Annotated in this window: 22 protein-coding genes; 10 read left to right on the forward strand and 12 right to left on the reverse strand. The window is 70.0% G+C overall.

The features are described from left to right. Positions 1-26: 26 nt before the first annotated feature. The 3 genes from ACIBQX_RS37510 to prcB form a co-directional block, all read right to left on the reverse strand. Complete coding sequence (locus tag ACIBQX_RS37510; protein WP_397013129.1) at positions 27-548, reverse strand: hypothetical protein; 522 nt, start codon at positions 546-548, stop codon at positions 27-29. 102 nt (positions 549-650) lie between these two features. Beyond that, positions 651-1,427, reverse strand: a complete 777-nt coding sequence (prcA, locus tag ACIBQX_RS37515; RefSeq protein WP_397013131.1) for a proteasome subunit alpha — start codon at positions 1,425-1,427, stop codon at positions 651-653. 21 nt (positions 1,428-1,448) lie between these two features. After that, positions 1,449-2,297, reverse strand: a complete 849-nt coding sequence (prcB, locus tag ACIBQX_RS37520; protein ID WP_397013133.1) for a proteasome subunit beta — start codon at positions 2,295-2,297, stop codon at positions 1,449-1,451. Positions 2,298-2,466: 169 nt separating this feature from the next. Here prcB and ACIBQX_RS37525 point away from each other — a divergent pair, with 169 nt between their 5' ends. Then, a complete protein-coding gene (locus tag ACIBQX_RS37525) occupies positions 2,467-3,834 on the forward strand; it encodes an extracellular solute-binding protein (protein ID WP_397013135.1) in 1,368 nt (455 codons plus the stop codon). Between the two features lie 19 nt (positions 3,835-3,853). Continuing rightward, positions 3,854-4,906 carry a DNA polymerase IV gene (locus ACIBQX_RS37530; protein ID WP_397013137.1) on the forward strand — a complete coding sequence of 351 codons (1,053 nt, stop codon included), beginning with the start codon at positions 3,854-3,856 and terminating at the stop codon, positions 4,904-4,906. Here ACIBQX_RS37530 and ACIBQX_RS37535 read toward each other — a convergent pair. Both ACIBQX_RS37535 and ACIBQX_RS37540 read right to left on the reverse strand, forming a co-directional pair. Then, entirely contained in the window at positions 4,867-5,562 is a 696-nt protein-coding gene (locus ACIBQX_RS37535) for an endonuclease VII domain-containing protein (protein ID WP_397013139.1), read from the reverse strand. The genes ACIBQX_RS37530 and ACIBQX_RS37535 overlap by 40 nt on opposite strands. Positions 5,563-5,909: 347 nt before the next feature. Next, positions 5,910-6,119 carry a ubiquitin-like protein Pup gene (locus ACIBQX_RS37540; protein WP_327104592.1) on the reverse strand — a complete coding sequence of 70 codons (210 nt, stop codon included), beginning with the start codon at positions 6,117-6,119 and terminating at the stop codon, positions 5,910-5,912. 150 nt (positions 6,120-6,269) lie between these two features. On the opposite strand from ACIBQX_RS37540, the gene ACIBQX_RS37545 reads away from it, so the two are divergent. Continuing rightward, entirely contained in the window at positions 6,270-6,683 is a 414-nt protein-coding gene (locus tag ACIBQX_RS37545) for a hypothetical protein (RefSeq protein WP_397013142.1), read from the forward strand. Between the two features lie 624 nt (positions 6,684-7,307). Here ACIBQX_RS37545 and dop read toward each other — a convergent pair. Together dop and ACIBQX_RS37555 are read right to left on the reverse strand one after the other, a co-directional pair. Next, positions 7,308-8,822 carry a depupylase/deamidase Dop gene (gene dop / locus ACIBQX_RS37550; RefSeq protein WP_397013144.1) on the reverse strand — a complete coding sequence of 505 codons (1,515 nt, stop codon included), beginning with the start codon at positions 8,820-8,822 and terminating at the stop codon, positions 7,308-7,310. Between the two features lie 85 nt (positions 8,823-8,907). Beyond that, complete coding sequence (locus ACIBQX_RS37555; protein WP_397013146.1) at positions 8,908-9,987, reverse strand: acyltransferase family protein; 1,080 nt, start codon at positions 9,985-9,987, stop codon at positions 8,908-8,910. Positions 9,988-10,171: 184 nt separating this feature from the next. On the opposite strand from ACIBQX_RS37555, the gene ACIBQX_RS37560 reads away from it, so the two are divergent. The 5 genes from ACIBQX_RS37560 to ACIBQX_RS37580 are packed head-to-tail and all read left to right on the forward strand — an operon-like array spanning position 10,172 to position 15,069. Continuing rightward, the gene (locus ACIBQX_RS37560; RefSeq protein WP_397013148.1) at positions 10,172-11,038 is read left to right on the forward strand and encodes an ABC transporter substrate-binding protein; all 867 of its coding nucleotides are present in this window, start codon (positions 10,172-10,174) and stop codon (positions 11,036-11,038) included. After that, complete coding sequence (locus ACIBQX_RS37565; protein WP_397013150.1) at positions 11,035-11,877, forward strand: amino acid ABC transporter permease; 843 nt, start codon at positions 11,035-11,037, stop codon at positions 11,875-11,877. The genes ACIBQX_RS37560 and ACIBQX_RS37565 overlap by 4 nt, the downstream gene beginning before the upstream one ends. Beyond that, positions 11,874-12,635 carry an amino acid ABC transporter ATP-binding protein gene (locus tag ACIBQX_RS37570; protein ID WP_397013152.1) on the forward strand — a complete coding sequence of 254 codons (762 nt, stop codon included), beginning with the start codon at positions 11,874-11,876 and terminating at the stop codon, positions 12,633-12,635. Before ACIBQX_RS37565 ends, ACIBQX_RS37570 begins: the two co-directional genes overlap by 4 nt. Next, positions 12,632-14,227 carry an amidohydrolase family protein gene (locus ACIBQX_RS37575; protein WP_397013154.1) on the forward strand — a complete coding sequence of 532 codons (1,596 nt, stop codon included), beginning with the start codon at positions 12,632-12,634 and terminating at the stop codon, positions 14,225-14,227. Before ACIBQX_RS37570 ends, ACIBQX_RS37575 begins: the two co-directional genes overlap by 4 nt. Then, entirely contained in the window at positions 14,224-15,069 is an 846-nt protein-coding gene (locus tag ACIBQX_RS37580) for a serine hydrolase (protein WP_397013156.1), read from the forward strand. The genes ACIBQX_RS37575 and ACIBQX_RS37580 overlap by 4 nt, the downstream gene beginning before the upstream one ends. 80 nt (positions 15,070-15,149) lie before the next feature. Here the strand turns inward: ACIBQX_RS37580 and ACIBQX_RS37585 are convergent, their stop codons facing one another. The 3 genes from ACIBQX_RS37585 to ACIBQX_RS37595 all read right to left on the reverse strand — a co-directional run bounded on the left by ACIBQX_RS37585 (position 15,150) and on the right by ACIBQX_RS37595 (position 18,967). Further along, positions 15,150-16,073, reverse strand: a complete 924-nt coding sequence (locus ACIBQX_RS37585) for a LysR family transcriptional regulator (protein WP_397013158.1) — start codon at positions 16,071-16,073, stop codon at positions 15,150-15,152. Positions 16,074-16,147: 74 nt separating this feature from the next. After that, complete coding sequence (arc, locus tag ACIBQX_RS37590) at positions 16,148-17,911, reverse strand: proteasome ATPase (protein WP_397013160.1); 1,764 nt, start codon at positions 17,909-17,911, stop codon at positions 16,148-16,150. A 204-nt stretch (positions 17,912-18,115) separates the two neighbouring features. Beyond that, on the reverse strand, positions 18,116-18,967 hold the full coding sequence (locus ACIBQX_RS37595) for a tRNA (adenine-N1)-methyltransferase (RefSeq protein ID WP_397013162.1): 852 nt from the start codon (positions 18,965-18,967) through the stop codon (positions 18,116-18,118). A gap of 55 nt (positions 18,968-19,022) precedes the next feature. Here ACIBQX_RS37595 and ACIBQX_RS37600 point away from each other — a divergent pair, with 55 nt between their 5' ends. Further along, positions 19,023-20,120: a GNAT family N-acetyltransferase gene (locus tag ACIBQX_RS37600; protein WP_397013164.1), complete on the forward strand. Its 1,098-nt coding sequence runs from the start codon at positions 19,023-19,025 to the stop codon at positions 20,118-20,120. 411 nt (positions 20,121-20,531) lie between these two features. Here ACIBQX_RS37600 and ACIBQX_RS37605 read toward each other — a convergent pair whose 3' ends face one another. Both ACIBQX_RS37605 and ACIBQX_RS37610 read right to left on the reverse strand, forming a co-directional pair. Then, entirely contained in the window at positions 20,532-21,956 is a 1,425-nt protein-coding gene (locus ACIBQX_RS37605) for an FHA domain-containing protein (protein WP_397013165.1), read from the reverse strand. Between the two features lie 339 nt (positions 21,957-22,295). Beyond that, complete coding sequence (locus tag ACIBQX_RS37610; protein ID WP_397013167.1) at positions 22,296-23,432, reverse strand: site-2 protease family protein; 1,137 nt, start codon at positions 23,430-23,432, stop codon at positions 22,296-22,298. Between the two features lie 114 nt (positions 23,433-23,546). Here ACIBQX_RS37610 and ACIBQX_RS37615 point away from each other — a divergent pair, with 114 nt between their 5' ends. Beyond that, positions 23,547-24,407: a RecB family exonuclease gene (locus ACIBQX_RS37615; RefSeq protein WP_397013168.1), complete on the forward strand. Its 861-nt coding sequence runs from the start codon at positions 23,547-23,549 to the stop codon at positions 24,405-24,407. Positions 24,408-24,421: the final 14 nt, after the last annotated feature.

Raw genomic sequence — 24,421 nt, forward strand, 5'->3', positions numbered from 1 at the left:
CCACCTGCGGTTACGCCCCCTGGCCGTCAGGGCGTGAAGATCTCCTGCAGCTTGACGATCTTGCCCTGGTGGACGGTGATGAGCGCCGGCCGCCGGCCGTCCTTGGACCGCTTGATCAGGTCCGCCCTGGAGCAGCGCTTGCTGCCGAGCCCGCTCCTGCGGTCGACCGTCAGGCTGGTCATCTTCGACCCGCAGCCCAGCGCCGACAGGAAGACCACGTCCTTGGCGATGGGCGAGGCGTAGGCCCGCACGTCGCCCTCGGCCGGGCCGACGAACTGGCCCTCGGTCACCTTGCCCTTCTTCCACCTGATGGGCTCGTACTCGGCGACGGAACCGCGGAGATAGGTGATCCAGCCGCGCAGGACGCCGTTGTGCCGGGGACGGATCCGCTTGGTGAAGTCGTGCTTCGGATCGGCCTGGAAGCTCGTCCCGAAAATCTTCGGGGCCTTGTACTTCGGGATGGCGGCGGCATCGGCAGCCCCACCGGACGTCAGGATCATCGCCGCGGCGGCACCGGTCGCGAGGAGGCTACGCGTAAGAGTCTTCACGGATCATTCGATGGCCGCCCGTGTCGCCGGGTTCAGCTCGAACATAGTGATACAAATCACACTCGACGGGCCGCCGGCACCTCGATGCCGGCGGCCAGGGACCTACAGCGGCGAAGAGCCGTCGTCCACGTCGCCCTCGGGACCGGTGGGCGGCGGCTTCTCGCCCTCCTCCGCGGCGGGCGCGGGCGCCGCGGCGTCGGACGAAGGCAGCAGACGCTCCAGGCGCGAACCCGCCAGACGCTGGAACTTACGGTGCTCGCGATTGCGATCCAGCACCGCCACCTCCAGCTGCGTCGCCGGCGGCCGCTCCCCACCGGGCTCGGTCAGGGCCGCCAGCGCCACCTCCAGCGCCGCCGACAGCGACATCGACTCCCGGTAGCGCTCCTTCAACCGCGACGACACCGCCTCCGCCTGTCCGCCCATCGCCGCGAACCCGTGCTCGTCGAACACCGAGCCGTCGAACGTCAACCGGTAGATGGCGTCACCGTCGGGCTCGTCACCCACCTCGGCCACCACCACCTCCACCTCCAGCGACTTGATCGAGTCGGTGAAGATCCGGCCCAGGTTGGAGGCGTACAGGTTGGCCAGGCCACGGCCCGTCACATCGGAGCGGTCGTAGGTGTAACCGTTGATGTCGGCGTAGCGGATGCCGCCGAGCCGCAACTCCTCGAACTCGTTGTAGCGGCCCACGGCCGCGAACCCGATGCGGTCGTAGATCTCACTGATCTTGTGCAGCGCCTTGGAAGGGTTGGGCGCGACGAACAGGATGCCGTCGACATACTGCAGCACGACGACGGAGCGGCCCCGCGCGATCCCCTTGCGCGCGTAGTCCGCCTTGTCCCGCATGATCTGCTCAGGGGACGCATATCCGAAAGGCATCGACACGTGGGGTGGTCCTTTCTAACGCAGCGGGGCGATGGGGCCGTCAGGGGAGATCAAGCGATCCTCGAGCATCCGCTCGACATAACCGGTCACCTGCTCCTCGCTCAGGCGCCGGAAACCGTCGGCGTCGACCACCGACACGATCGGCCAGATCTTCCGCGTCACATCAGGACCACCGGTCGCCGAATCGTCGTCCGCCGCGTCGTACAGCGCCTGGATCAGCGTCATCGCCATGTCGTCGGCCGAGGCGCCGTCACGGTAGAGCTTCTTCAGCGAACCCCGCGCGAAGATCGAACCAGAGCCGATCGCGTCGAACCGCTCCCGCTCGTAAGGCCCGCCCGCCACGTCATAGCTGAAGATCCGCCCGGCGTCGGCATCGGGGTCGTAGGCGGCGAACAGCGGCACCACCACCAGCCCCTGCATCGCCATCGCCAGGTTGCCCCGGATCATCGTCGCCAGCCGGTTGGCCTTACCGGCCACCGACATGGTGCGGCCCTCGAGCTTCTCGTAGTGCTCCAGCTCCACGCGGTAGAGCCTGGCCATCTCGATGCCGGTGCTGGCCGTGCCCGCGATGCCCATGCAGGAATAGTCGTCGGTGCGGAACACCTTCTCGACGTCACGCTGGGAGATGATGTTGCCCGACGTCGCACGCCGGTCACCGGCCATCACCACACCCCCGGCGAAGGTCGCGGCGATGATCGTGGTCGCGTGCGGGACCTGGTCGCCGATCGGCGTGGCCAGCATCTCATTCCGAAGCGGCAACAGCTCTGGCGCATATGAGCCGACGAAATCGGTGAACGAGGAACTCCCTGTGTTCTGGAAAAGCTGGTTTCTCAAGCCGGCGGGCAGATCCCTGTGCGATGCCACGCGACTCCCTCCAATGTCAGTGTCCCTGAAGCGACCCTACTGTTCTTGCGTCGCTGTCTGCACTTCCCACGATCAGCTCACGGCGAACCGATCACCAGATCGTTTCTTTACGCCCACGACAGCCCGTGCGATCGTCGATATGTCCGGACATCCTCAACAGGAGGCCGCCATGCGACTCCCGAGCCGCTTCGCGACGATCGCGGCCATCGCCGTCCTGGCGCTCACCTCCTGCGGAACCGGCACCCCCGCCCAAGGCGGCGGCATCACCCTCACCATCGCCGCCAACTCCATCTCCGGCGGCAAGAACTCCGAATCCGCCGACTGGATCAAACAGTGGGTCATCCCCCAGTTCGAGAAGACCCACCGCAACGTCAAGGTGCTCTTCCAGCCCAGCGGCGTCGACGACGAGCAGTACAAGACCAAGGTCGCACTCGACCTCAAGGCCGGGACCGCCGCCGACGTCATCGACCTCGACGGCATCTGGATCGGCGAATTCGCCCAGGCCGGCTACATCGAACCGCTCGCCGACGTCGGCGGCGCCACCGTCGACTCCTGGAGCGGCTGGTCACAGATCCCCCAGGCGGTCCAGGGGCTCGGCGTCTTCGACGGCAGGAAGTACGGTCTGCCCCAAGGCACCGACGGCCGCGTCCTGTTCTACAACAAGACCCTGTTCGCCAAGGCGGGCCTGCCGGAAACCTGGAACCCCGACAGCTGGCAGGACATCATCGACGCCGGCACCGCGCTCAAAGCCGCGGGCGTGCCCACCCCCATCCAGATCAACGCCGGCAGCGCCATGGGCGAGGCCACCACCATGCAGGGCGTCCTGCCGCTGCTCGCCGGCGCCGGAGCGGAGATCTACGCCCAGGACAAATGGACCGGCAGCGGCCAGGCCCTGAAGGACGTGCTCCGCTTCTACCAGCAGATCTACGGCGGCAGCGGCCTCGGCGACCCCGAGCTCCAGCAGGAGGCCAAGGGCCGCGACAAGTCCTTTGCCCGGTTCGCCGACGGCAAGATCGCCATCCTCGCCGAAAGCGACTACTTCTGGCGCTCCGTCATCGAACCAGGCGCCGGCGTCGCCCCCATGAAGGACCGCGACCAGGCCGTCGGCTACACCAGGATCCCCGCCAGGACGCCCGGCGCCGGCATCCGCGGCCAGGACCACGTCAGCATGTCGGGCGGCGCCGTACGCGTGCTCAACCCGTCCTCCGAGAACCCCAGACTCGCCTGGGAACTGCTGTCCTTCATGCACTCCGCCGAGGCCACCACCTCCGAACTCGCCGGCCGGGCACGCGTCAGCTCCCGCACCGACGTCAACGACGAAGTCCTCGCCGGCGACCCCATGCTGAGCTACATCGCCGACGAGGTGCTGCCCGTCACCGCCTACCGGCCCGGCCTCGCCGTCTACCCCCGGGTCTCCGTCCTCCTGCAGGAAGCCACCGCCGCCATCGTCAGCGGCAAGAGCCCCGACGAGGCGGCCGCCGCCTACCAGCGGGATCTGGAGGACCTGGCCGGCGCGGCCCACGTCTCCACCTCCTGACCAGGTGATACTGGACAGCATGAGGGACTGGATCCTGCACCTCGACCTCGACCAGTTCATCGCCGCCGTCGAACTGCAACGCCACCCCGAACTCCGCGGCAGACCCGTCGTCGTCGGCGGCGACGGCGACCCCACCCGCCCACGCACCGTCGCCGCCACCGCCACCTACGAAGCGCGCGAACACGGCGTCCACTCCGGCACGCCCCTGCGCACCGCCCTGCGCCGCTGCCCCGACGCCGTCTTCCTGCCCAGCGACCCACCCGCCTACGACGCCGCCTCCGCCCGCGTCATGGCCACCCTGCGCGACTTCCCCGTCGACGTCGAAGTATGGGGCTGGGACGAAGCCTTCATCGGCGCCCGCACCGACCGGCCGGAGACCCTCGCCACCGCCATCCAGCGAGCCGTGCGCGACCGCACCGGCCTCGACTGCTCCATCGGCATCGGCGACAACAAACACCAGGCCAAACTCGCCTCGAACCTCGCCAAACCCGCCGGCGTCCACCGCCTCACCAGCGACAACTGGGCGCACGTCATGAACGACCGGCCCACCGACGCCCTCTGGGGCATCGGCGCCAGAACCTCGGCCAAACTCGCCGAGCTCGGCCTGCGCACCGTCGCCCAGCTCGCCGCCGCCGACCCCCGCGACCTCGCCGCCCGCTTCGGCCCCACCAACGGGCCCTGGCTCCGCTACCTCGCCCTAGGCAAGGGCGAGACCGAGGTCGTCACCACCCCGTGGATCCCCAGGGGCCACAGCCGGGAGACCACCTTCACCCACGACCTCACCGAGGCCGCCGACATCACCGCCGCGGTCGCCGGCCTCGCCGAACAGGTCGCCGCCGACACCGCCGACGCGGGCCGCCTCGCCACCCGCGTCACGGTCAAGGTCCGCTTCACGCCCTTCCTCACCCGGACCCGCCAGACCACGCTCCCGGCCGCCACCGCCGACCCGGCCACTCTCACCCACGCCGCGCTCACCGCACTCGGGCGCTTCGACCTCACCCGTCCAGTGCGCCTCCTCGGCGTCGCCGTCGCCTACGACATGCCCGAACAGACCCGCACGGCCCGCTCGTAGAACGCCGACCGCGCCTCCTCCTCAGCCGCGATCAACGCCCGCACCTCCTCATCGAAGACCTCGGGCGCCTCGTCGAGCTCTAGCGAGGCCTCCACGTACGCCAGCGCCCGCCATACGACCGCCGGGTCATCCCTGAACTGCCCGATCCCGGTGTTGCACGGCAGGCAGAGCGCGTACCGCACATCCCCGGTCCGATGACAGTGATCGACATGCTCGGGCGGCCGGACCCAGCACACCACGCACAACCCGTGCTGCCCGGCCACCATCCGCTCGACATCCTCATGCCGCATCCGGTAGCGCCGGGCCAGGTGATAGGACCGGGTGCGCGCCACCGCCCCCTCCGGCCCCCGCTCGGGCGGCACCACGAACTCCGGCCAGAGAATCTCCCCCTCCAGGTAGAGGGCGGCCCGCTCCAGCACCGCCATGTCGTCCTCGAAGTGACCGAGCCCGTTGTTGCAGTTGAAACAGAGAACGCCGCGCACCTGCCCACTCGCATGACAGTGATCGACGAACGTCCCCGGCACGGCCTTGCAGATGGCGCAGAGACCGCCCTGCTGAGCGAGCACCCGCTCGAAGTCGTCCTCGCTGATGCCGTAACGGTAGCGAAGGAGGTAATTCCGCTCGCTACCGTGCTTTTTGATCTTGTTTTCCCGCATGACGGAGGTGTGGCAGGCTCGGCAATAGTTCGTCAGCCCATCCCGTGTGGCACGGTTGCTCCCGAACTCTGCCTTCGTCAACACCTCCTTGCAGCGAGGACAGTGCTTGAACCCTTCTGCCACCTGCACCGCCTCGCGCACCGCCTTGCCCTGGGCAGCCATGCGCTTGCGATAGCTCTCCGTAGAACGCTTCCGAAAGCAAACCTTGCAATACCGCGCGCGCCCATCACCCATGCGCCTATTGACCCCGAACTCAGAGACCCCCTTCCCCTCCCCACAGTCCGGGCAGACCTTCACTCCCTCCGGCGTTTCCACCCGATCCACCCTTTAAGTCTGTCCGCTTTGCCCTACTCTCCGCCCTTCTGGACGTAGCTGCGCACGAATTCCTCTGCGTTCTCTTCGAGAACTTCGTCGATTTCGTCCAGAATCGAGTCCACGTCGTCAGTGAGCTTCTCCTGACGCTCCTGCACCTCCGGCGCCGCCGACGCCTCGGTCTCCTCGACCTCGGACTCACGCCGACCGGTCTGCTTCTGTCCGCCGGTGTCCTTGCTGGCCATGTCCTACCTCCACGGTGGGGGACTACCTCTCTAGCCCATATCTTCCCCGAACGGGGCGACATTTCGCGCCGATCGTCCCGCGATCTTGCCGACTTGACTGGATAGTCCGGCTATCCAATACTGGAACCCCGCCCCACTAGGAGGTTCACCATGTCACCGCTGTCCCCCGCATCCCTGAGCACGGCCGGTGTGCTCCTCATCACGGTCCCGACGATCGCCTTCGGCGGCGTCTCGCTGCTGTCGTTCCTCATGCGCGACGTCCCCGGCTACCTGGACAACCCGGTCCGGCGCGGCCTGTGGCGGGCCGGGCACGCGCACGCCGGCGTCCTGGTCCTGCTCAGCCTGGTGGCGATGCTGTACGTGGACCAGGCCGACCTGTCCGGCGCCTGGAAGAGCCTGGTGCGGACGTCGGTCGTGGCCGCCCCGATCCTGATGCCCCTGGGCTTCTTCCTGTCGGTGGCCCGCCCGAGCGACACCAAGCCCAGCAAGCTGATCTATCTGACGATGGCAGGCGGGGTGTGCCTGGCGGCGGGCACGCTGACCCTCGGCATCGGCCTCATCTGACGCCGCCTTTACGATGTAGATCAACCTGTGGGCAACAGTCCGAAGCGCGCCAGGTGACAGTACGGCCGAAGCACCTACGAGTCCTGGCGCTCCCTGACCATGGCGTACGTCAGACCGGGTGTGTTCTCGCTCGCACCGAGCGCAGCGGCGCCGTCCCGGCGAGGGCTGCCATGAGCGCCTCATGCGGGCCGCCGCCCAGGCGAGGGCGCCGAGCGGCCCGGAACCACGGTCCCGACCGGAGGCGCCGGACCGCAGAGACCCACCCACAGGCGCCACCCGTAGGCGCCCCACCCGCAGGGCGCCTGGCCCACAAGTGCCGAACCCGCAGGCGCCAGACCCGCAGGCGTCAGACCTAGCCTCCGCTGACGCTCCGCTCACGCAGGGTCCGTACGCCCGCGACGGGATGTACGACGGCGTCGAGGCCCACGCCTGGCGGTTCGGCAGGCGGCCGCGGTCCCGGCTCGGCCAACGCCGGTCGGGGGCGGGGATACTCGATCGGTGGCGTAGGACGGAAGCCAGCCGTTGTATCGATCAGGGGCCGATGGGACGCAGGTGGCCGATGAGACGGAAGCTAGCCGATCGGTGGGTGCCCGATGGGACGGAAGTCGGCCGGTGGGACGGGGGCTAGTCGCCTCCGGTGAGGGCGGCGACGAGGTCGGCGGCCGTGCGGCAGCGGTCGAAGAGTTCGCCCACGTGTGCCTTGGTGCCGCGCAGTGGCTCCAAGGTGGGGACGCGCTGTAGCGACTCCCTGCCGGGGATGTCGAAGATGACGGAGTCCCAGGAGGCGGCGGCGACGGATTCGCTGTACTGGCGCAGGCAGCGGCCGCGGAAGTAGGCGCGGGTGTCGGTGGGCGGGTTCTCGACGGCCCGGTCGACCTCGTCCTCGGTGATGAGGCGGCGCATGCGGCCGCGCGCGACGAGCCGGTTGTACAGGCCGCGGTCGGGGCGGATGTCGGAGTACTGCAGGTCGACGAGGCCGAGGCGGGGGTGGGACCAGTCGAGGCCGTCGCGGCTGCGGTAGCCCTCGAGGAGTTCGAGTTTGGCGACCCAGTCGAGCTCGCCGGCCAGTTGCATGGGATCTTCGGCGAGGCGGGTGAGGACGGACTCCCAGCGGTCGAGGATGTCCTTGTTCATCTCGTCCTGGGCGGTGCCGCGCTCTTCGACGTACTTGCGGGCCTGTTCGAGGTATTCCATCTGCAGCTGGATGGCGGTGAGCTTGCGGCCGTCGCGCATCGGGATCTCGTAGCGGCAGGTGGGGTCGTGGGAGACGGCGCGCAGGGATTGGACGGGATTGTCGACGGCGAGGTCGCGGGTGAGGAAGCCGTCTTCGATCATGGCGAGGACGAGCGCGGTCGACCCTAGCTTCAAATATGTCGAAATTTCCGACATGTTGGCGTCACCGATGATCACATGGAGGCGCCGGTACTTCTCCGGGTCGGCGTGCGGCTCGTCCCGGGTGTTGATGATCGGCCGCTTCAGCGTGGTCTCGAGACCCACCTCGACCTCGAAGAAGTCGGCCCGCTGGCTGATCTGGAAGCCCTCGCCGCGCGAGTCCTGCCCGATGCCGACCTTGCCCGCTCCGACGACCACCTGCCGGGAGACGAAGAACGGGGTGAGGTGGCGCACGATGTCGGCGAAGGGCGTGGCCCGGCGCATGAGGTAGTTCTCGTGGCAGCCGTAACTGGCGCCCTTGGCGTCGGTGTTGTTCTTGTAGAGCTGGATCGGCGCGTTGGCGGGGATGGCGCTGGCCCGCTGGGCCGCGTCGTACATGACCCGCTCGCCCGCCTTGTCCCAGATCACGGCGGCCCGCGGGTTGGTGCACTCGGGCGTGGAGTATTCGGGGTGGGCGTGGTCGACGTAGAGCCTGGCGCCGTTGGTGAGGATGACGTTGGCCAGGCCGAGGTCCTCGTCGGTGAGCTGGGTCGGGTCGGCTACCTCTCTGGCCAGGTCGAAGCCCCTGGCGTCACGCAGGGGGTTCTCCTCCTCGAAGTCCCAGCGCGCTCTGCGTGCCCGGGCGGCCGAGGCCGCCAGGTAGGCGTTGACCACCTGTGAGGAGGTCACCATCGCGTTGGCGCCTGGCTGACCTGGTACGGAGATGCCGTACTCGGTCTCGATGCCCATCACCCGACGCACCGTCATGCGCACCCTCTGTTCGTCCGGATCTGTCTATCCGCCGTTTATATGCCCGAGCCTATGCCCTTCACAGTGCCCCAGGGTCACAGAGTTATGGCACCGACGCCTTTTCATCCCGTACGACCGGCGTTGATGTGATTTGAGGTGTTCTGCGGGGCTTGAGTAGCCGCTGGATGGGGCGTTCGGCAAAGAAGTAGACGGCATACGACAGCAGGACCGCCACGAGCGTGGTGACCGAGGCCACCACCCAGGGCGGCAGATCGCCGACCAGCAGGGGGATGAGCGCGACCGCGATCGTGGAGTGGAACAGGTAAAGCGGGTAGGTCGTGGCGCCGAGCGCGGTGAGCCAGCCGCGCGGCCGCACGCGTAACAACCCGAGGGCGACCAGGGCCATCACGGTGAAGATGACCGTGATGGTGATGATCACGCTCAGGTCGGTGACGGGCATGTTCCTGAACCCGGCGAGCTCGATGCGCCCGTGCACGCGTTCGAGCGCCGAGTGCAGGGACATGGCCCAGCCGGCGACGACGTAGACCCACGGAAGCCAGGCGCTGCCGTGCTTGTGGATGAGGTAGAGGGCCATGCCGGCGACGAAGTACGGCGCGTAGCGGGGCATGACGATCTCGTTGAGCAGCGGGTCGCCGAGCAGTTCGGCGCCGAGCGCGGCGGCCAGCCAGACGCCCCCGAAGACCAGGACGCGGCCGTAGGTGACGCCCACCAGCACCAGGATCGCGATGAGCAGGTAGAAGCGCAGCTCGGCCCAGAGCGACCAGTAGACGCCGGCGGCGTCGGTGACGTTGAACAACCGCTGGAGCATGCTGGCGTTCACCAGGTAGTCGGCTGGTGAAAGTTTTGGATTGAGCGCGGTGGCGCCGGTCAGCCCGTAGAGGGCGGCGACGGCGATCAGGCTGAGCCAGTAGGCCGGGTAGAGCCGGACGAGCCGGGAGCGGGCGAACGCGCCGAGCCCGCGCCCCCAGGCGCTCATGAGGATGACGAAGCCGCTGATGATGAAGAACAGCTCGACGCCGAGGATGCCGAGCCCGGCGATGGGGGCGACGGCGGGGAAGAGCTCGGCGGGCCGGTCTCCCCAGACGGAGGCGTACGCGATCAGGTAGTGGAAGGCCAGCACGGCCAGGGCGGCGGCGAACCGCAGAAGGTCGAGCTCGGCCAACCGGCCGTCTCCGTGAGCGTGCTTCGGCCGGTTGGGATGGTGCACGGCCACTTAGACGCCCCATAGATCACTTCGGTTCCCCTCATTCACATCTGGCACAGCGAGCATCGATGTTTTCGTCGCTGAGAGCCGTAAGGCATCACGATCGTTGGGCTCCCGGACATCCGCTCGTCACCATGTCGCCATGCGAAATCACCTGGTCATCGCGTTGGTGGCGGTCTCCCTGATCGGGGCGGGCTGCGGCAGGTCCACTTCTGGTACGGCGGCGCCGTCCGCCCCTCCCCCGAACGGCACAAGCACGGAGCTGGTCCCCGAGGCGATCCGCGCCTCGGGGGTGCTGCGGGTGGCGACGGCGGAGGGGTATCCGCCGATGGAGATGTACAAGCCGGGCACGCAGGAGCTGACGGGCGTGGACATCGACCTGGCGAAGGCGATCGGGAAGCGGCTGGGGCTGACGACCCAGGTGACGAACGCCGCGTTCGACGGGCTCATCCCCGGCCTGCAGGCCGGGCGGTGGGATCTGGCCGTGTCGTCGATGAGCGACACCGAGCAGCGCCGCAACGCGGTGGACTTCGTCGACTACTTCCAGGCGGGCGGCTCGATCCTGGTCAAGAAGGGCAACCCGGAGGGCATCAAGGGCCTGGACGACCTGTGCGGCAGGAAGGTCGTGCTGGCCAAGGGCAGCTCCAACCTGGACATCGGGCTGCGGCAGAACGACAAGTGCGACAAGAAGATGGAGATCCTGCAGAGCGAGGACGCTCCGACGGGCCTGCTGACGATGGACTCGGGCCGGACCGTGGCGACGATCGTCGACTCCCCCGTCGGCCACATGTACGCCAAGGAAACCGGCAAGTACGAGGTGCTGGCGGAGCAGTACGACGCGGGTCCCTGGGGCATCGCGATCGACAAGAAGAACACCGGCCTGCGTGACGCCGTGGCCAAGGCGCTGCAGGAGCTGATGGACGACGGCGAGTACCAGAAGATCCTCGACGGCTACGGCGTCGGCGCGAACGCGGTGCCCAAGGTCACGATCAACACGGGCGTGTCGTGACGGCTCCCGAACTGCCGATCGACGCGGTCCGTCCGGGCCGTCCCGGCAGGCTGGCCGCGGCCGGCCTGGCGGGGCTGGTCCTGGTCTGGCTCGCGTACACGATCATCGTCAACGAGAACCTGCATTGGGACGTGATCGCCGCGTTCCTGTTCGACGGCCGGATCCTGAACGGGTTGTGGATCACGATCGCGCTGACGATGCTGTCGATGGTGGTCGGGGTGGCGCTGGGCGTGGCGGCGGCGGTGATGCAGCTGTCGGACAGTCCGGTGCTGCGCGGCGCGGCGGGCCTGTACACGTGGTTCTTCCGTGGCACGCCGCTGCTGGTGCAGCTGATCTTCTGGTTCAACATCGGGCTGGTGTTCCCGGTGATCGGGATCGGGGTGCCGTTCGGCGGGCCGATGCTGGTGGAGTGGCAGGCGAACGCGCTGATCACGCCGTTCGTGGCGGCGGCGCTGGGCTTGACGATCAACGAGGGCGCCTACATGGCGGAGATCGTCCGGGCGGGCATCCGCTCGGTGGATCCGGGCCAGCGGGAGGCGGCGGAGGCGCTGGGCATGTCGCACCGGCAGATCCTGCGCCGGGTGGTGCTGCCCCAGGCGATGCGGGTGATCATTCCGCCGACCGGCAACCAGTTCATCTCGATGCTGAAGACGACGTCGATGGTGTCGGTGATCGCGGGCGCCGAGTTGCTGACGGTGGCGCAGCGGATTTATCTGGGGAACTTCGAGGTGATCGCGCTGCTGGTGGTGGCGTCGATCTGGTACGTGGTGCTGACGAGCGTGGCGAGCGTGGGCCAGCACTTCCTGGAGAAGCGGTTCAGCCGTGGGGAGGCCGAATGAGCGGCATGGTGCGGGTCCGTTCGGTGCGCAAGCGGTTCGGCGCGCTGGAGGTGCTGAAGGGGGTGAGCCTGGACGTGCCGGAGGGCGGTGTGGTGTGCGTGGTGGGCCCGTCGGGTTCGGGCAAGTCGACGTTGCTGCGGTGCGTGAACCGGCTGGAGAGCATCGATTCGGGGCGGATCTGGGTGGACGGGGAGCTGATGGGCTTCCGTGAGGTGGGCGACCGGTTGCATCTGCTGAGCCCGGCGGAGCTGTGCCGCCAGCGTCGGAAGATCGGCATGGTGTTCCAGCGCTTCCATCTGTTCCCGCACATGACGGCGCTGGAGAACGTGATGGAGGGGCCCTGCACGGTGCAGGGTGTCTCGCGGGCGGTGGCCTCCCGCCAGGCCGGTGCGCTGCTGGACCGGGTGGGGCTGGCGGATCGCGCGCACCACTACCCGGCGCAGCTCTCGGGCGGGCAGCAGCAGCGGGTGGCGATCGCGCGGAGTCTGGCGATGGAGCCGAAGGTCATGTTGTTCGACGAGCCGACGAGCGCGCTCGATCCCGAGTTGGTGCAGGAGGTGCTGGGGGTGATGCGGGATCTGGCGACGAGCGGGATCACGATGGTCGTGGTCACGCACGAGATGGGGTTCGCCAGGGAGGCGGGCGATCATCTGGTGTTCATGGACGACGGGATGATCGTGGAGGAGGGGCCGCCGCGCGAGGTGCTGGCCCATCCCGCTCACGAGCGCACCCGCGCCTTTCTTGGGCAGGTGCTTTGAACGCCGAGGTGCTGATCCGCGGCGGGCTGCTGGCCGACGGCACGGGCGCCCCGCTGCGCCCCGCCGACGTGGCCGTGTCGGGCGGGCGCGTGGTCGTCCTGCCCGCGAGCCCGGACGACGGTACTGGCGGGTCCGGGGCGACGCGTGAGGTGGTGGACGCGACCGGGTCGGTGGTGGCGCCGGGGTTCATCGACGTGCACACCCATTCCGACGCCGTCACCCTGCTGGGTGAGCGGGCGTGGGAGCTGGCGGTGGCGCCGGTGCGGATGGGCGTGACGACGGAGATCTGCGGCAACTGCGGCTCGGGCCTGTTCCCCGGGTTGCCGGAGCGGCTGGCGGAGATGAGGGGATCGAGCCGGGTCACCTTCGGCGGCCAGGTCCCGATATTTCGTGACTTCGAGGGGTTCGCGGAGGCGCATCGGGCCGCCCCCCGCTCCAACCATCTGAGCTCCCTCGTCGGCCACGGCACGCTGCGGGCGGGCGTGGTCGGCTACGCGGACCGGCCGGCCTCGCCGCGGGAGCTGGACCTGATGTGCGGCCTGCTCGGCGACACGCTCGAAGCGGGCGCCACCGGCCTGTCCACGGGCCTGATCTACACGCCAGGCACCTACGGCGGCACCGACGAGGTCGTGGCCCTGGCGGCGGTGGCGGCCCGGTACGGCAGGCCGTACGTGACGCATCTGCGTGACGAGATGGCGCGCGTGGAGGAGGCGCTGGAGGAGGCGGTGCTGATCGCCCGCAGGAGCGGCGCGGCGCTGCACGTCTCCCACCACAAGACGGCGGGCCGGCACGCGTGGGGCAGGACGGAGCGGACCCTGGCCAGGATCGCCGGCCTGCGCGCCGACGGCATGGACATCACCTGCGACGTCTACCCCTACACCGAGGCCAGCACGTCGCTGTCTGCGATGCTGCCGCCGTGGGCCAACGACGGCGGCACGCGCGCGCTGCTGGACCGGCTCAAGGACGCCGGGCAGCGGGAACTGATGCGGCACGCGATCGCCGACGGCGTGCCCGGCTGGGAGAACACCGTGGGCAACGGCGGCTGGGACCGCATCTCGGTGGCGTGCGCGCCCCGCAACCCGGCGGTGGAGGGCCGTACCATCGCCGAGCTGGCCGGCGATCCGGTGGACGCGGCGGCGGAGCTGCTGCTGGCGGAGGACGGCGAGGTGACGATCATCAGCCATTCGATGCGGGAGGACGACGTGCGGCGGGTGCTGGCGAGCTCGTTCTCGATGATCGGCTCGGACGGGGTGCCCAAACCGGGCCACCCGCATCCGCGGCTGGCGGGCACGTTCCCGCGTGTTCTGGGCCGGTACGTGCGCGAGCAGGGATTGATCTCGCTGGAGGCGGCCGTGCACAAGATGACCGGGATGGCGGCGGCCAGGTTCGGCCTGCGCGACAGGGGGGTGTTGCGGGACGGGGCGCACGCGGACCTGGTGGTCTTCGATCCGGCGACGGTCGCGGACGGCGCCACGTACACGGACCCCCTGCTGCCGCCGTCGGGCCTGAGCCTGGTGATGGTGGCCGGCGAGGTGGCCGTGCGTGACAACGCGGTCACCTCCGCCCGGCCGGGAAGGATCGTCACGCCATGACGGCCCTGGCGCGGATAGCCGCCGCCTCCCCCGGCACCCTGGCCGTCGCGGTACGGCCCATCGCGGTGCCGCCCGTCGCGGTGCCGCCCCTCGGGGAGCCGCCCCTCGCTCCGGGGGATCTCGCGGCCCCTGCCCGTCCGCCCGGCGGTCTGAGCCTCAACGAGGACGTGGAGCTGCCGCTGGCGAGCGTGGGCAAGCTGCTGCTGCTGGCCGAGGTGGCGATGAGCGTGGACGGCGGCATCCTGGACCTTGAGGAGCCGGTGGTCCTGCACGAGGACGACTACTGCGGCGGGTCCGGCCTGCTGCCGAGCCTGGCGGCGCGGACCTGGACCGCCGGCGACCTGGCGCTGCTCACGGCGGCGGTGAGCGACAACACGGCGACGAACGCGCTGCTGCGCCGGATCGGGCTCGACCGGGTGAACGCCGCCGCGGCGGCGCTCGGGCTGACCCGGACCCGGCTGCTGGACCGGATCAGGGAGCCGCGCGGGCCCGGACACCCGCCGACGTTCGCGCTGGGCACCGCCGGGGAGCTGGCGGGCCTGGCGGCGCTGGTGGCGGGCGAGGAGGGCTGGCAGGTGCTGATGCGCGGCTGGATGCTGGCCAACACCGACCACGGCCTGGTGCCGGCGCTGCTCGGGCATGACCCGGAGGGCGGCCGGGTGGCCAACAAGACGGGGACCGACGACGGCACCCGGGCCGATGTGGGCCTCATGGGCTCGCTGGCGTACGCGGTGCTCGCCTGCGGCCCGCCGGGCTCCGACACGGGCCTGGTGCGGGCGGTCCGCAGGGCGGGCGTGCTCATCGCCACCCAGGCGGGAGCGCTGACGCACACCCGGCCCTGAGTGACAGGGCCACGAATGACCCCGCTCGGACCGACCCGCTCCGAGCGACCCGCCTCGCATGACGCCGCGCCGGGACCGCGTCAGCGCAGCATGGGGTCGAGGGAGTTGCGGAGCTGGGCGGAGGCGGTGCGGAGGTAGGCGACGAAGGAGCGGGCCGCCGGGTTGGGGTTGGTGGGCCGCCGCGCGACGCCGATGCGGCGGAACAGCTGCGCGGTCTGGAGGCGGCGCAGCTGGACGCCGGTGACGCCCTGCAGGCCGAGGCTGGGCACCAGGGCCACGCCGAGCCCGGCCCTGACCAGCCCGACCGTCACCTCGTAGTGGTCGCTGCGGCAGCGGATCCGCGGGGTGAAGCCTTCGAGCGCGCCGGCCCGCTCCAGGATGGAGACGGGATGCTCGGCCCCGAAGGTGGTGATCCACGGCTCGTCGGCCAGGTCGGCGAGGCGGACCCGGGGCCGCTGCCCGGCCTGGTGGCCGTTGGGGACGACCAGGAGCTGCGGCTCCTCGAACAGCGGGAGCACCTCCACCCCTTCCGGCGGCGTCCACGGGTCGAGCGCGTGCTCGAACACGACGAGGATGTCCAGGGCGCCGCGTTCGAGGTCGGGCAGCAGCTCGAACGGCTGCCCCTCGACGAGGTCGAGCGCGACGCGCGGGTAGCGGGCGGCGAACCTGGACAGGGCGAGCGGCAGCAGCCGGTATCCGGCGGAGGCGAAGAACCCGATCCGCAGCCCTCCGGCGTCGACCCGGGCCTGGGCGCCCAGGTCCTGCTCGGCGGCCTCGATGATGTCGACGACCTCCTGCGCCCGGTGCGCGAGGCGCAGCCCGGCCTCGGTGAGCCGCAGGCTCTGCGCGTTACGTTCGACGAGGCCGACGCCGGCCTCGTCCTCGAGGCGGGCGAGCTGGTGGGAGACGGCGGAGGGAGAGAGTTTCAGCACCCGCGCCGCCGCGGCGATGCTGCCGGTGCGGAAGACCTCAAGGAGGACGCGGAGCCGGTTGCTGCTGAGCACGCCCCCACATTATGAGCCCGCGACCAGCGATGATGACGCCGGAAGGGGCTTTTCGGCCCCTTCCGGCGACGGTGCTACAGATACTGGCCGGTGTTGGCGACGGTGTCGATCGAACGACCGGCTTCGGCGCCCTGCTTGCCGGAGACGAGCGTGCGGATGTAGACGATCCGCTCGCCCTTCTTGCCGGAGATGCGGGCCCAGTCGTCGGGGTTGGTGGTGTTGGGCAGGTCCTCGTTCTCGGAGAACTCGTCCACGCAGGCCGTGAGCAGGTGCTGCACCCGCAGGCCCTTCTGGCCGCTCTCCAGGAACTGCTTGATCGCCATCTTCTTGCCCCGGTCGACGATGTTCTGGATCATCGCGCCGGAGTTGAAGTCCTTGAAGTAGAGGACTTCCTTGTCGCCGTTGGCGTAGGTCACTTCGAGGAAGCGGTTCTCTTCGCTCTCGGTGTACATGCGCTCGACGACGCTCTGGATCATGCCGTGGATGGTGGCCTCACGGGAACCACCGTGCTCGGTCAGATCTTCCGGATGGAGAGGCAGCTCGGAGACGAGGTACTTGGAGAAGATGTCCTTGGCCGCCTCGGCGTCCGGCCGCTCGATCTTGATCTTGACGTCCAGGCGGCCGGGCCGCAGGATCGCCGGGTCGATCATGTCCTCGCGGTTGGAGGCGCCGATGACGATGACGTTCTCCAGGCCCTCGACACCGTCGATCTCCGACAGCAGCTGAGGGACGATGGTGTTCTCCACGTCGGAGGACACGCCCGAGCCGCGGGTGCGGAAGATCGAGTCCATCTCGTCGAAGAACACGATCACGGGGGTGCCCTCTGAGGCCTTCTCGCGAGCACGCTGGAAGACCAGGCGGATGTGCCGCTCGGTCTCGCCGACGTACTTGTTGAGCAGCTCGGGACCCTTGATGTTGAGGAAGAAACTCTTGCCGGACTGGCCGGTCTTCTCCGCGACCTGCTTGGCCAGGGAGTTGGCGACGGCCTTGGCGATGAGCGTCTTGCCGCAGCCGGGCGGGCCGTAGAGCAGGACGCCCTTGGGCGGGCGCAGCTTGTGCTCGCGGAACAGGTCGGCGTGCAGGTAGGGGAGCTCGATGGCGTCCCTGATCTGCTCGATCTGCCGCATGAGGCCGCCGATCTCCTCGTAGGAGATGTCCGGGACCTCTTCGAGCACGAGCTCTTCGACTTCGGACTTGGGAATGCGCTCGTAGACGTAACCCGAGCGAGGCTCGAGCAGGAGTGAGTCGCCCGCCCTGATGGGCTGGCCGACCAGCGACTCGGCCAGTCGCACGACGCGCTCCTCGTCGGCGTGCGAGATGACCAGGGCGCGCTTGCCCTCGTCGAGCAACTCCTTGAGCATCACGATCTCGCCGACCTCTTCGTAGCCGAGAGCCTCGACCACGTTGAGCGCCTCGTTGAGCATGACCTCCTGGCCACGCCGCAGCGAGTCGACGTCGACGGCTGGGCTGACGTTCACCCGCAGCTTGCGGCCGCCGGTGAACACCTCGATCGTGCCGTCTTCTCTGGTCTCCAGGAAGGTGCCGAATCCGGATGGCGGCTGCGCCAGCCGGTCGACCTCCTCCTTGAGAGCGACGATCTGGTCCCGGGCCTCCTTGAGTGTGGACACCAGGCGTTCGTTCTGGCCGGTGACGGCCGCGAGGTTCGCCTGTGCCTCATGGAGACGTTCTTCCAGGACCCTGGCCTGACGGGGTGACTCGGCCAGCTTCCGCCTCAGCGCGGTGATCTCCTCCTGGAGGAAGGAGACCTGTGTTGAAAGATCAGCGACCTCCCGTTCGCGCTGCGCGGCTCGAGCCTCAGCATCATCGCGAGCTGCCACGCCCCGTCACCTCCTTCCCAGTCGAGGGCGACTACTAAGGACCTTACCTATCTCGGGCCCCTCCGTAACCTGGCCGGGCAGTGTTCGTAGAGTGACAATCAGTATTCGGTGAATAATCCCCAATAGGGCGTTTAATACTTCCAGCATATGAACACGGCGAAGTGTTCCCGTGTCACGCACCAACGCACCCTTGTGGCCAAATTGTCATAGTTCTTCGGTGGTTCCCTTCGGTCGTCGACGGCGCGGCGGCGGGGTGACGCCGTCGGCCATGCGGCGGGCGGTGACGAGGAACCCGGTGTGCCCGATCATCCGGTGATCGGGCCGAACGGCGAGCCCTTCGACATGCCAGTCGCGAACCAGGGTCTCCCACGCATGAGGCTCCGTGAAACTCCCGTGATCGCGAATCACCTCGACGGTTTTCGACAGCTGGGTCGTCGTGGCCACGTAACAGCAGATCACGCCGCCCGGTGTGAGGGCCTTGGCGACGGCGTCGACGCACTCCCAGGGAGCGAGCATGTCCAGGATCACCCGGTCGACGTCGGAGGTGTCCAGGGCGGACACCAGGTCGCCGACGACCAGGCGCCAGTTGTCGTCCATCGAGCCGCCGTAGAACTTCTCCACGTTCGTGCGGGCGATGTCGGCGAAGTCCTGGCGGCGCTCGTAGGAGGTGACGTGTCCCTCGGGACCGACGGCACGCAGCAGGAAGCACGTCAGCGCGCCGGAGCCGACGCCCGCCTCGACCACCCGGGCGCCGGGGAAGATGTCGGCCATGCCGACGATCTGCGCCGAGTCCTTCGGGTAGATCACGGCCGCGCCGCGCGGCATCGCCAGGGTGTAATCCTGCAGCAGATGGCGGAAGGCGAGATAGGCCGTGCCGCCGGAGGAGCGGACCACGGAGCCTTCGGGCTGCCCGATCAGTTCGCTGTGCGGGATGGCGCCCTTGTGGGTGTGGAAGACGCCGTCGTCCTTGAGCGTGATCGTGTGGCGCTTGTTCTTGGGGTCGGTGAGCTGCACCTGATCCCCCGCCTGAAACGGCCCATGCCTGCGGAAACCCATGGCGGCAAGGTTATAGGGCTTTCGAGTACGTCTTGACGCGCGATATCTATGGGGGATGTTCCCGCGTGAAGTGATCGCCGTCGGCCCCCTGATACTCCGTCCCCCGGTCGATGACGACGTGGAGGCCATCGTGGCCACCTGCGACGATCCCGTGACGGCCCGGTTCCTGCCGCTGATCCCGTCGCCGTACACCGCGCAGGACGCGCGTGAGTACGTACGCAGCTCGCGGGCGAAGTGGGACGGCGGCGGGACGGAGTACTCGATCACCGAGGACGGCCGCTACATCGGCTCCATCGGCACGAGCGCGCCGTCCGCGTGGGGCTCGGTCGAGCTCGGCTATCTGGTGGCGCCGTGGGCGCGCGGCAAGGGCGTGGCCGGGGCGGTGGCGCGCGGGCTGGCCGAGTGGCTGCTGGACCGGGGCGTGGAGCGGGTGGAGCTGATGGCCGAGGTGGCGAACCTGCCCAGCCTGCGGGTCGCGTACAAGGCCGGTTTCCGCGAGGAGGGGCGCAAGCGGGACGCCAAGGCGCTGCGCGACGGACAGCGGGTGGACCACGTGATGTTCGCCAGGCTCGCCCGCGACGCGGGCGAGGCGGTGGAGCCCTATCTGCCGTTCTTCGAGGGCGGCGAGCTGAGCGACGGCGTGGTGCGGCTGACGCCGCTGGACGAACGGGACGCCGCGGACTTCCACCGGATGATGGCCGAGCCGAGCGTCGCCCAGTTCGGCATGGGCCCGCTCGGCACGCTGGAGGACGACGAGCGGCGCTGCCGGTGCACCGGCTACTTCTGGCTGTCGGGGCAGCGGGTCGAGCTGGTGGTCAGGGACGCGGCCACCGGCGAGTTCGCCGGCCACCTGCAGCTGACGCGGATCGTCCCGGCGTTCGGGGAGGCCATGGTGGGCTACTCCCTGGTGCCGCGTTTCCGCGGCCGCGGGTTCATGACGCGCGCGGTCGGGCTGCTGGGCGACTGGACCTTCGCCCGCACCCCGTTGCACCGGCTGGTCGCCGGGACCGACGTGGCCAACGCCGCCTCGCAGGCGGTGCTGCGCCGGGCCGGGTTCGTCCAGGAGAGCGTGCGCAGGCAGGTGTTCCCCAAGCCGGACGGCTCCCGCTCGGACGAGATCGAGTGGTGCCTGCTGCGCCCCGGCACTCCCTGAGCGGGGCGCGACGCGCCTCCCGCTCCGAGCAGGCGCGCCTCCGGCGCCGAGCGGCGCGGCTCCGGCTCCGGCTCCGGGCTCCGAGCGCGTGGCCCGCCTCCGGCAGGCCCCTGGAGGCCTCCAGGGGCTGGACGCCGTCCCCTGGCTCCCGCTCCGGCGCGCGGGCCCTCATCGGGCGCGCACGGCCCTTCTGGTACGTGCGCGGCCGTCCTCTGCGCGGCGTATGCCGGCCACGCCATCCGGCCACGCGATCCGGCCGCACGCGCCCGGCGCCAGGGCTCGCTTCCTCGCCCAGGCGCCTCCAGGGGACGCTCAAGCCGGAAATGTCATCTCCTGCGCTGTGAACCGGCGGCGATGACGTACCGGCAGATCAAGGAAGGACTCCCGCGCCCCGGGCGGGGCGCGGGGTGGTCAGCCGCGGTGCGCCTCGAAGCGCAGGGTGCGGGAGACGCCCACGCGCACGGTGGTGCCGGGCGCGATGGTCACGGGCTCGTTGGGCGGGATGTCGTAGAAGTTCGGGTCGCCGGGCGGCTGGATCTGGGTGCCGTTGACGGAGCCGAGGTCGACCAGGTTGACGTCCCAGCCGTCCAGGGCCACCCGCAGGTGCCTGCGGGAGACCGACCCGTCGGGGCTGGTGACCTTGGCGGGCCGGGCGGTGCCGCCGGCCACCTCGGGGGCCCGCTCGGGGTCGCGGCCCAGGAGGTAGTCGCTGTCGAGCGGCAGCGCGGTGCCGTCGTCCAGGACGAGGACGCCGAGCGGCGGGCGCGGCCCCTTGTAGGGGACGAGCGTGCGCTGGACGAGGGCGATGCCGCACACCGCGCAGTAGGGGGCGCGCGGATCGTTGAAGTGGTCGTTCTTGCAGTCGACTCCGTAGACCAGTGGCCGGTCGCCGTGGTCCTGCTGCTCCTGTGACGCGGGCGGCGGGCCCTGCTCGAAGTGCTCCTGCGGGGGCGGCCCCATGAGCGGCGGCGGGCCAGGGTCCTGCGTCGGCGGGCCCATGAGGGGCGACGGCCCGGGGTCGAAGTGGTCCTGCGGCGGCCCCATGGGCTGGTCGTACGGCTCGGGGACCGTGCCGTTGCCTGCGGGGGCGGGCTCGTCGTAGGAGGGGAAGGAGACGGGCTCCGGCGGCGCGGGGGGCTGCTCCAGCACGGGCTGCGGCTGGAACTGCGGGCCGGAGACCGGCTGCTGCCGCAGGGGCGGCTGCTGGTCGGCTCCGGACATCGGGTAGGGGGGCGCCTGGACGGGCTGCGGCGACGGCCGGCTCGGCGGCTCGGCGCGCGGCGGCAGCAGGTCGGCCTCCATGTGGTAGGCCGTGTTGGGCATCTCCTCGGTGAGCGGCCGGGACGGGCCGGCGGAGGCCCGCTCGCCGAGCCGCGCGGCTACGCCGCCGCCGTGCACGACGCCGCCGCCGTCGAAGCGGACGGCGGGGTGCGGGCTGCCGGCGCCGGGCAGGCTCAGCTCCACGCTCTCGACGGGACCGCCGATGAGCCGGTCGGCCCAGGTGAGGGAGTCGCTGCCGGCCAGGCGGGTCTGGCCCGCCGGGGTGGTGATCGTGGCCGAGGCGGAGCCGCTCACCAGGACGGCCACCCCGTCGCCGACGGGGCCCGCCACGGCGCAGGTGGCCGGGTCGCGCGCCATGTTGGCGGCGAGCACCTGGGCGGCCCGCCGGGCCAGGGCCCTGCCGTCGCCGCCGGAGGCGGCCGTCTCGCGCAGCGCCTCGAGCAGGCCGGTGTCCGCGGTCTCGTCCGCGTCGCACACCAGCAGCAGCCCGCCCTCATAGGCGACCAGCCCGTTGCCGGGAAGCGGGCGCACCGCTTGGAAACCCTGGTCCGTCATGAGTCCTCCCTCATGACCGTGCTGCGCTCATCGGTGCCCTCGCTGCGCTCGGTCACTCAACTCTCCTCCCCGGAAGCCGGCGATGTGGCGGCACCCGCACCGCCGTGCCGGCCCAGCCATACGCATACCCAGACGACGGGGCGGTGTCGCGGTCGCCCCATCTCGATTCGGTGAACCGGCGGGCCACGGCAAACCCCCCACCTGTGCAAGCTTGGCCGAACAGCACACTATCGGCCAGAGGTCACATCTTCGAATCGCCGGGGGTGTGAACGGGCCGCAGCGTCCTGATCACTGGACATGACATTAGCCGGGGGCCGCCGCTAAGACGAGTGGGACAAATCAGACGCCGGTGAAGACGCGGTTGACGTCTGCGGTGGCCAGCACCCCGTAGATCTCGCCGCCCCGCTCCACGAGGAGGTACTCCCCCGCCGGGGCCTCGCGCATGGCGTCGATCAGCGGCTCCCCCACCAGGTCGGCGGCGAGCACCAGGGACGGCTCCAGGGACTTGGCCATGGAGCCCACGTTCACCCAGGGGCGGCGGTGCTCGGGGGTGGCCTGCACGGCCGACTCGTTGACGATGGCGAGCGGCCGGCCGTCGTGGTCGACCACGACCAGGGCTCCCGCCCCGCTCTCCGCGGCCTGCCGCAGCGCCTCGGCCAGCGGTGTCTCGGCCGTCACCGGGATCGCCCTGCGAGCCAGGTTACGCGCGTTGACCTGCGGAATCCTGGCGCGGACACGGGCGACGCGGAGCGACTGGGTGGCGCCCATCCAGATGAAGGAGGCCAGCACGAGCGGCCAGATCAGGTCGCGGTAGTCGACCTCCCGCCCGGCCGACAGCGCCATGGCGAAGGGGGCCGCGATGAGCAGCACCGCGAGCACCCGGCCGCCCCAGGCCGCGGCGACGGTGCCGGTGCCGGGGTTGCTGGTGAGCTTCCACACGCCGGCGCGCAGCATCCGGCCGCCGTCCAGCGGCAGGCCGGGCAGCAGGTTGAAGACGCCGACGATGAGGTTGGCGACCCAGAGCTGCCAGATCAGCACCTCCGGGATGCCGCCGCCGTTGATGAGGAAGACGTCGGCGAGCCAGCCCGCACCGGCCAGGCCGAGCGACAGCAGCGGCCCTGCGGCGGCCACCAGGAACTCCTTGGCGGGCGTCGGCGGCTCCTTCTCGATCTCCGACACGCCGCCGAGGAGGTAGAGGGTGATCCGGCGGACCGGCAGCCCGTAGGCCTTGGCCAGGACGCTGTGCGCCAGCTCGTGCAGCAGCACCGAGAGGTACAGCAGCACCGCGAAGGCGAAGGCGACGGCGTAGGCGGCGGCGGAGGACAGCTCGGGCAGCATGGCGCGCACGGTGTCGCCGAAAAGCCAGGTGATGAAGGCCGCGACGATGAACCACGTCCATGACACGTAGACGGGAATGCCGAAAGGACTGCCCATCCGGATGCCGGAGAACTCCTGTCGGGGGCTCTGCTCGCTCACCGCGCTCCTTGCCGTTCACCAGTGCCTGTCGCTGCCTTGATGCTACGCGCCGGAGCGAGTGATCCCGGACTCACGAGCCCGGTTATGTCGGGCCGGTGACCTAGAGTGCCGTGCATGACGTTGACCGATCCGGTGATCATCGGAGCCCTCTCCCCGTCCCGGGCGGGCGACTTCATGACCTGTCCGTTGCTCTACCGGTTCCGGGTGATCGACCAGCTGCCGGAGAAACCCTCGCAGGCGGCGGTGCGCGGCACGGTGGTGCACGCGGTGCTGGAGCGGCTCTACGACCTGCCCGCGCCGCGCCGCTCGGTGGAGGCGGCGCTGGGGCTGCTGGAGCCGCAGTGGGAGCGGCTGCTGGCCGAGGACCCCGCCTACGCGGAGATGTTCGCCGACGACACCGAGCGGGCCGAGTGGCTCTCCCAGGCGCGGGGGATGCTGGAGCGCTACTTCACGCTGGAGGACCCGACCCGGCTGGAGCCGGCCGAGCGGGAGCTCTACGTGCAGGCGGTGCTCGACGGCGGGCTGATGCTGCGCGGCTACGTCGACCGTCTGGACGTGGCGCCGACCGGTGAGGTGCGGGTGGTCGACTACAAGACGGGCAGCGCGCCGGGGCCGGACTTCGAGGCCAAGGCGCTGTTCCAGATGAAGTTCTACGCCCTGGTGCTGTGGCGGCTGCGCGGCGAGGTGCCCAGGCTGCTGCAGCTGGTCTATCTGGGCGGCCGCGGCGAGGTGCTGCGCTACGCCCCCGACGAGGCCGACCTGCTGGCGACCGAGCGCAAGGTGCGGGCGCTGTGGACGGCGATCGAGCGGGCGCTGGAGACGGGCGAGTGGCGGGCCAGGCCGAGCCGCCTGTGCGACTGGTGTGATCATCAGGCGCTCTGCCCGGAGTTCGGCGGCACTCCCCCGCCGGTGCCGGCGCGGCAGCCGGGTGACACGGTGCGCAGCAACCGGCGTTCGGCCACCGACGAGCTGTAGCCGCGTTCTCCTCC

It is taken from the genome of Nonomuraea sp. NPDC049714 (genome assembly GCF_044465295.1).
Taxonomy (GTDB): Bacteria; Actinomycetota; Actinomycetes; order Streptosporangiales; family Streptosporangiaceae; genus Nonomuraea.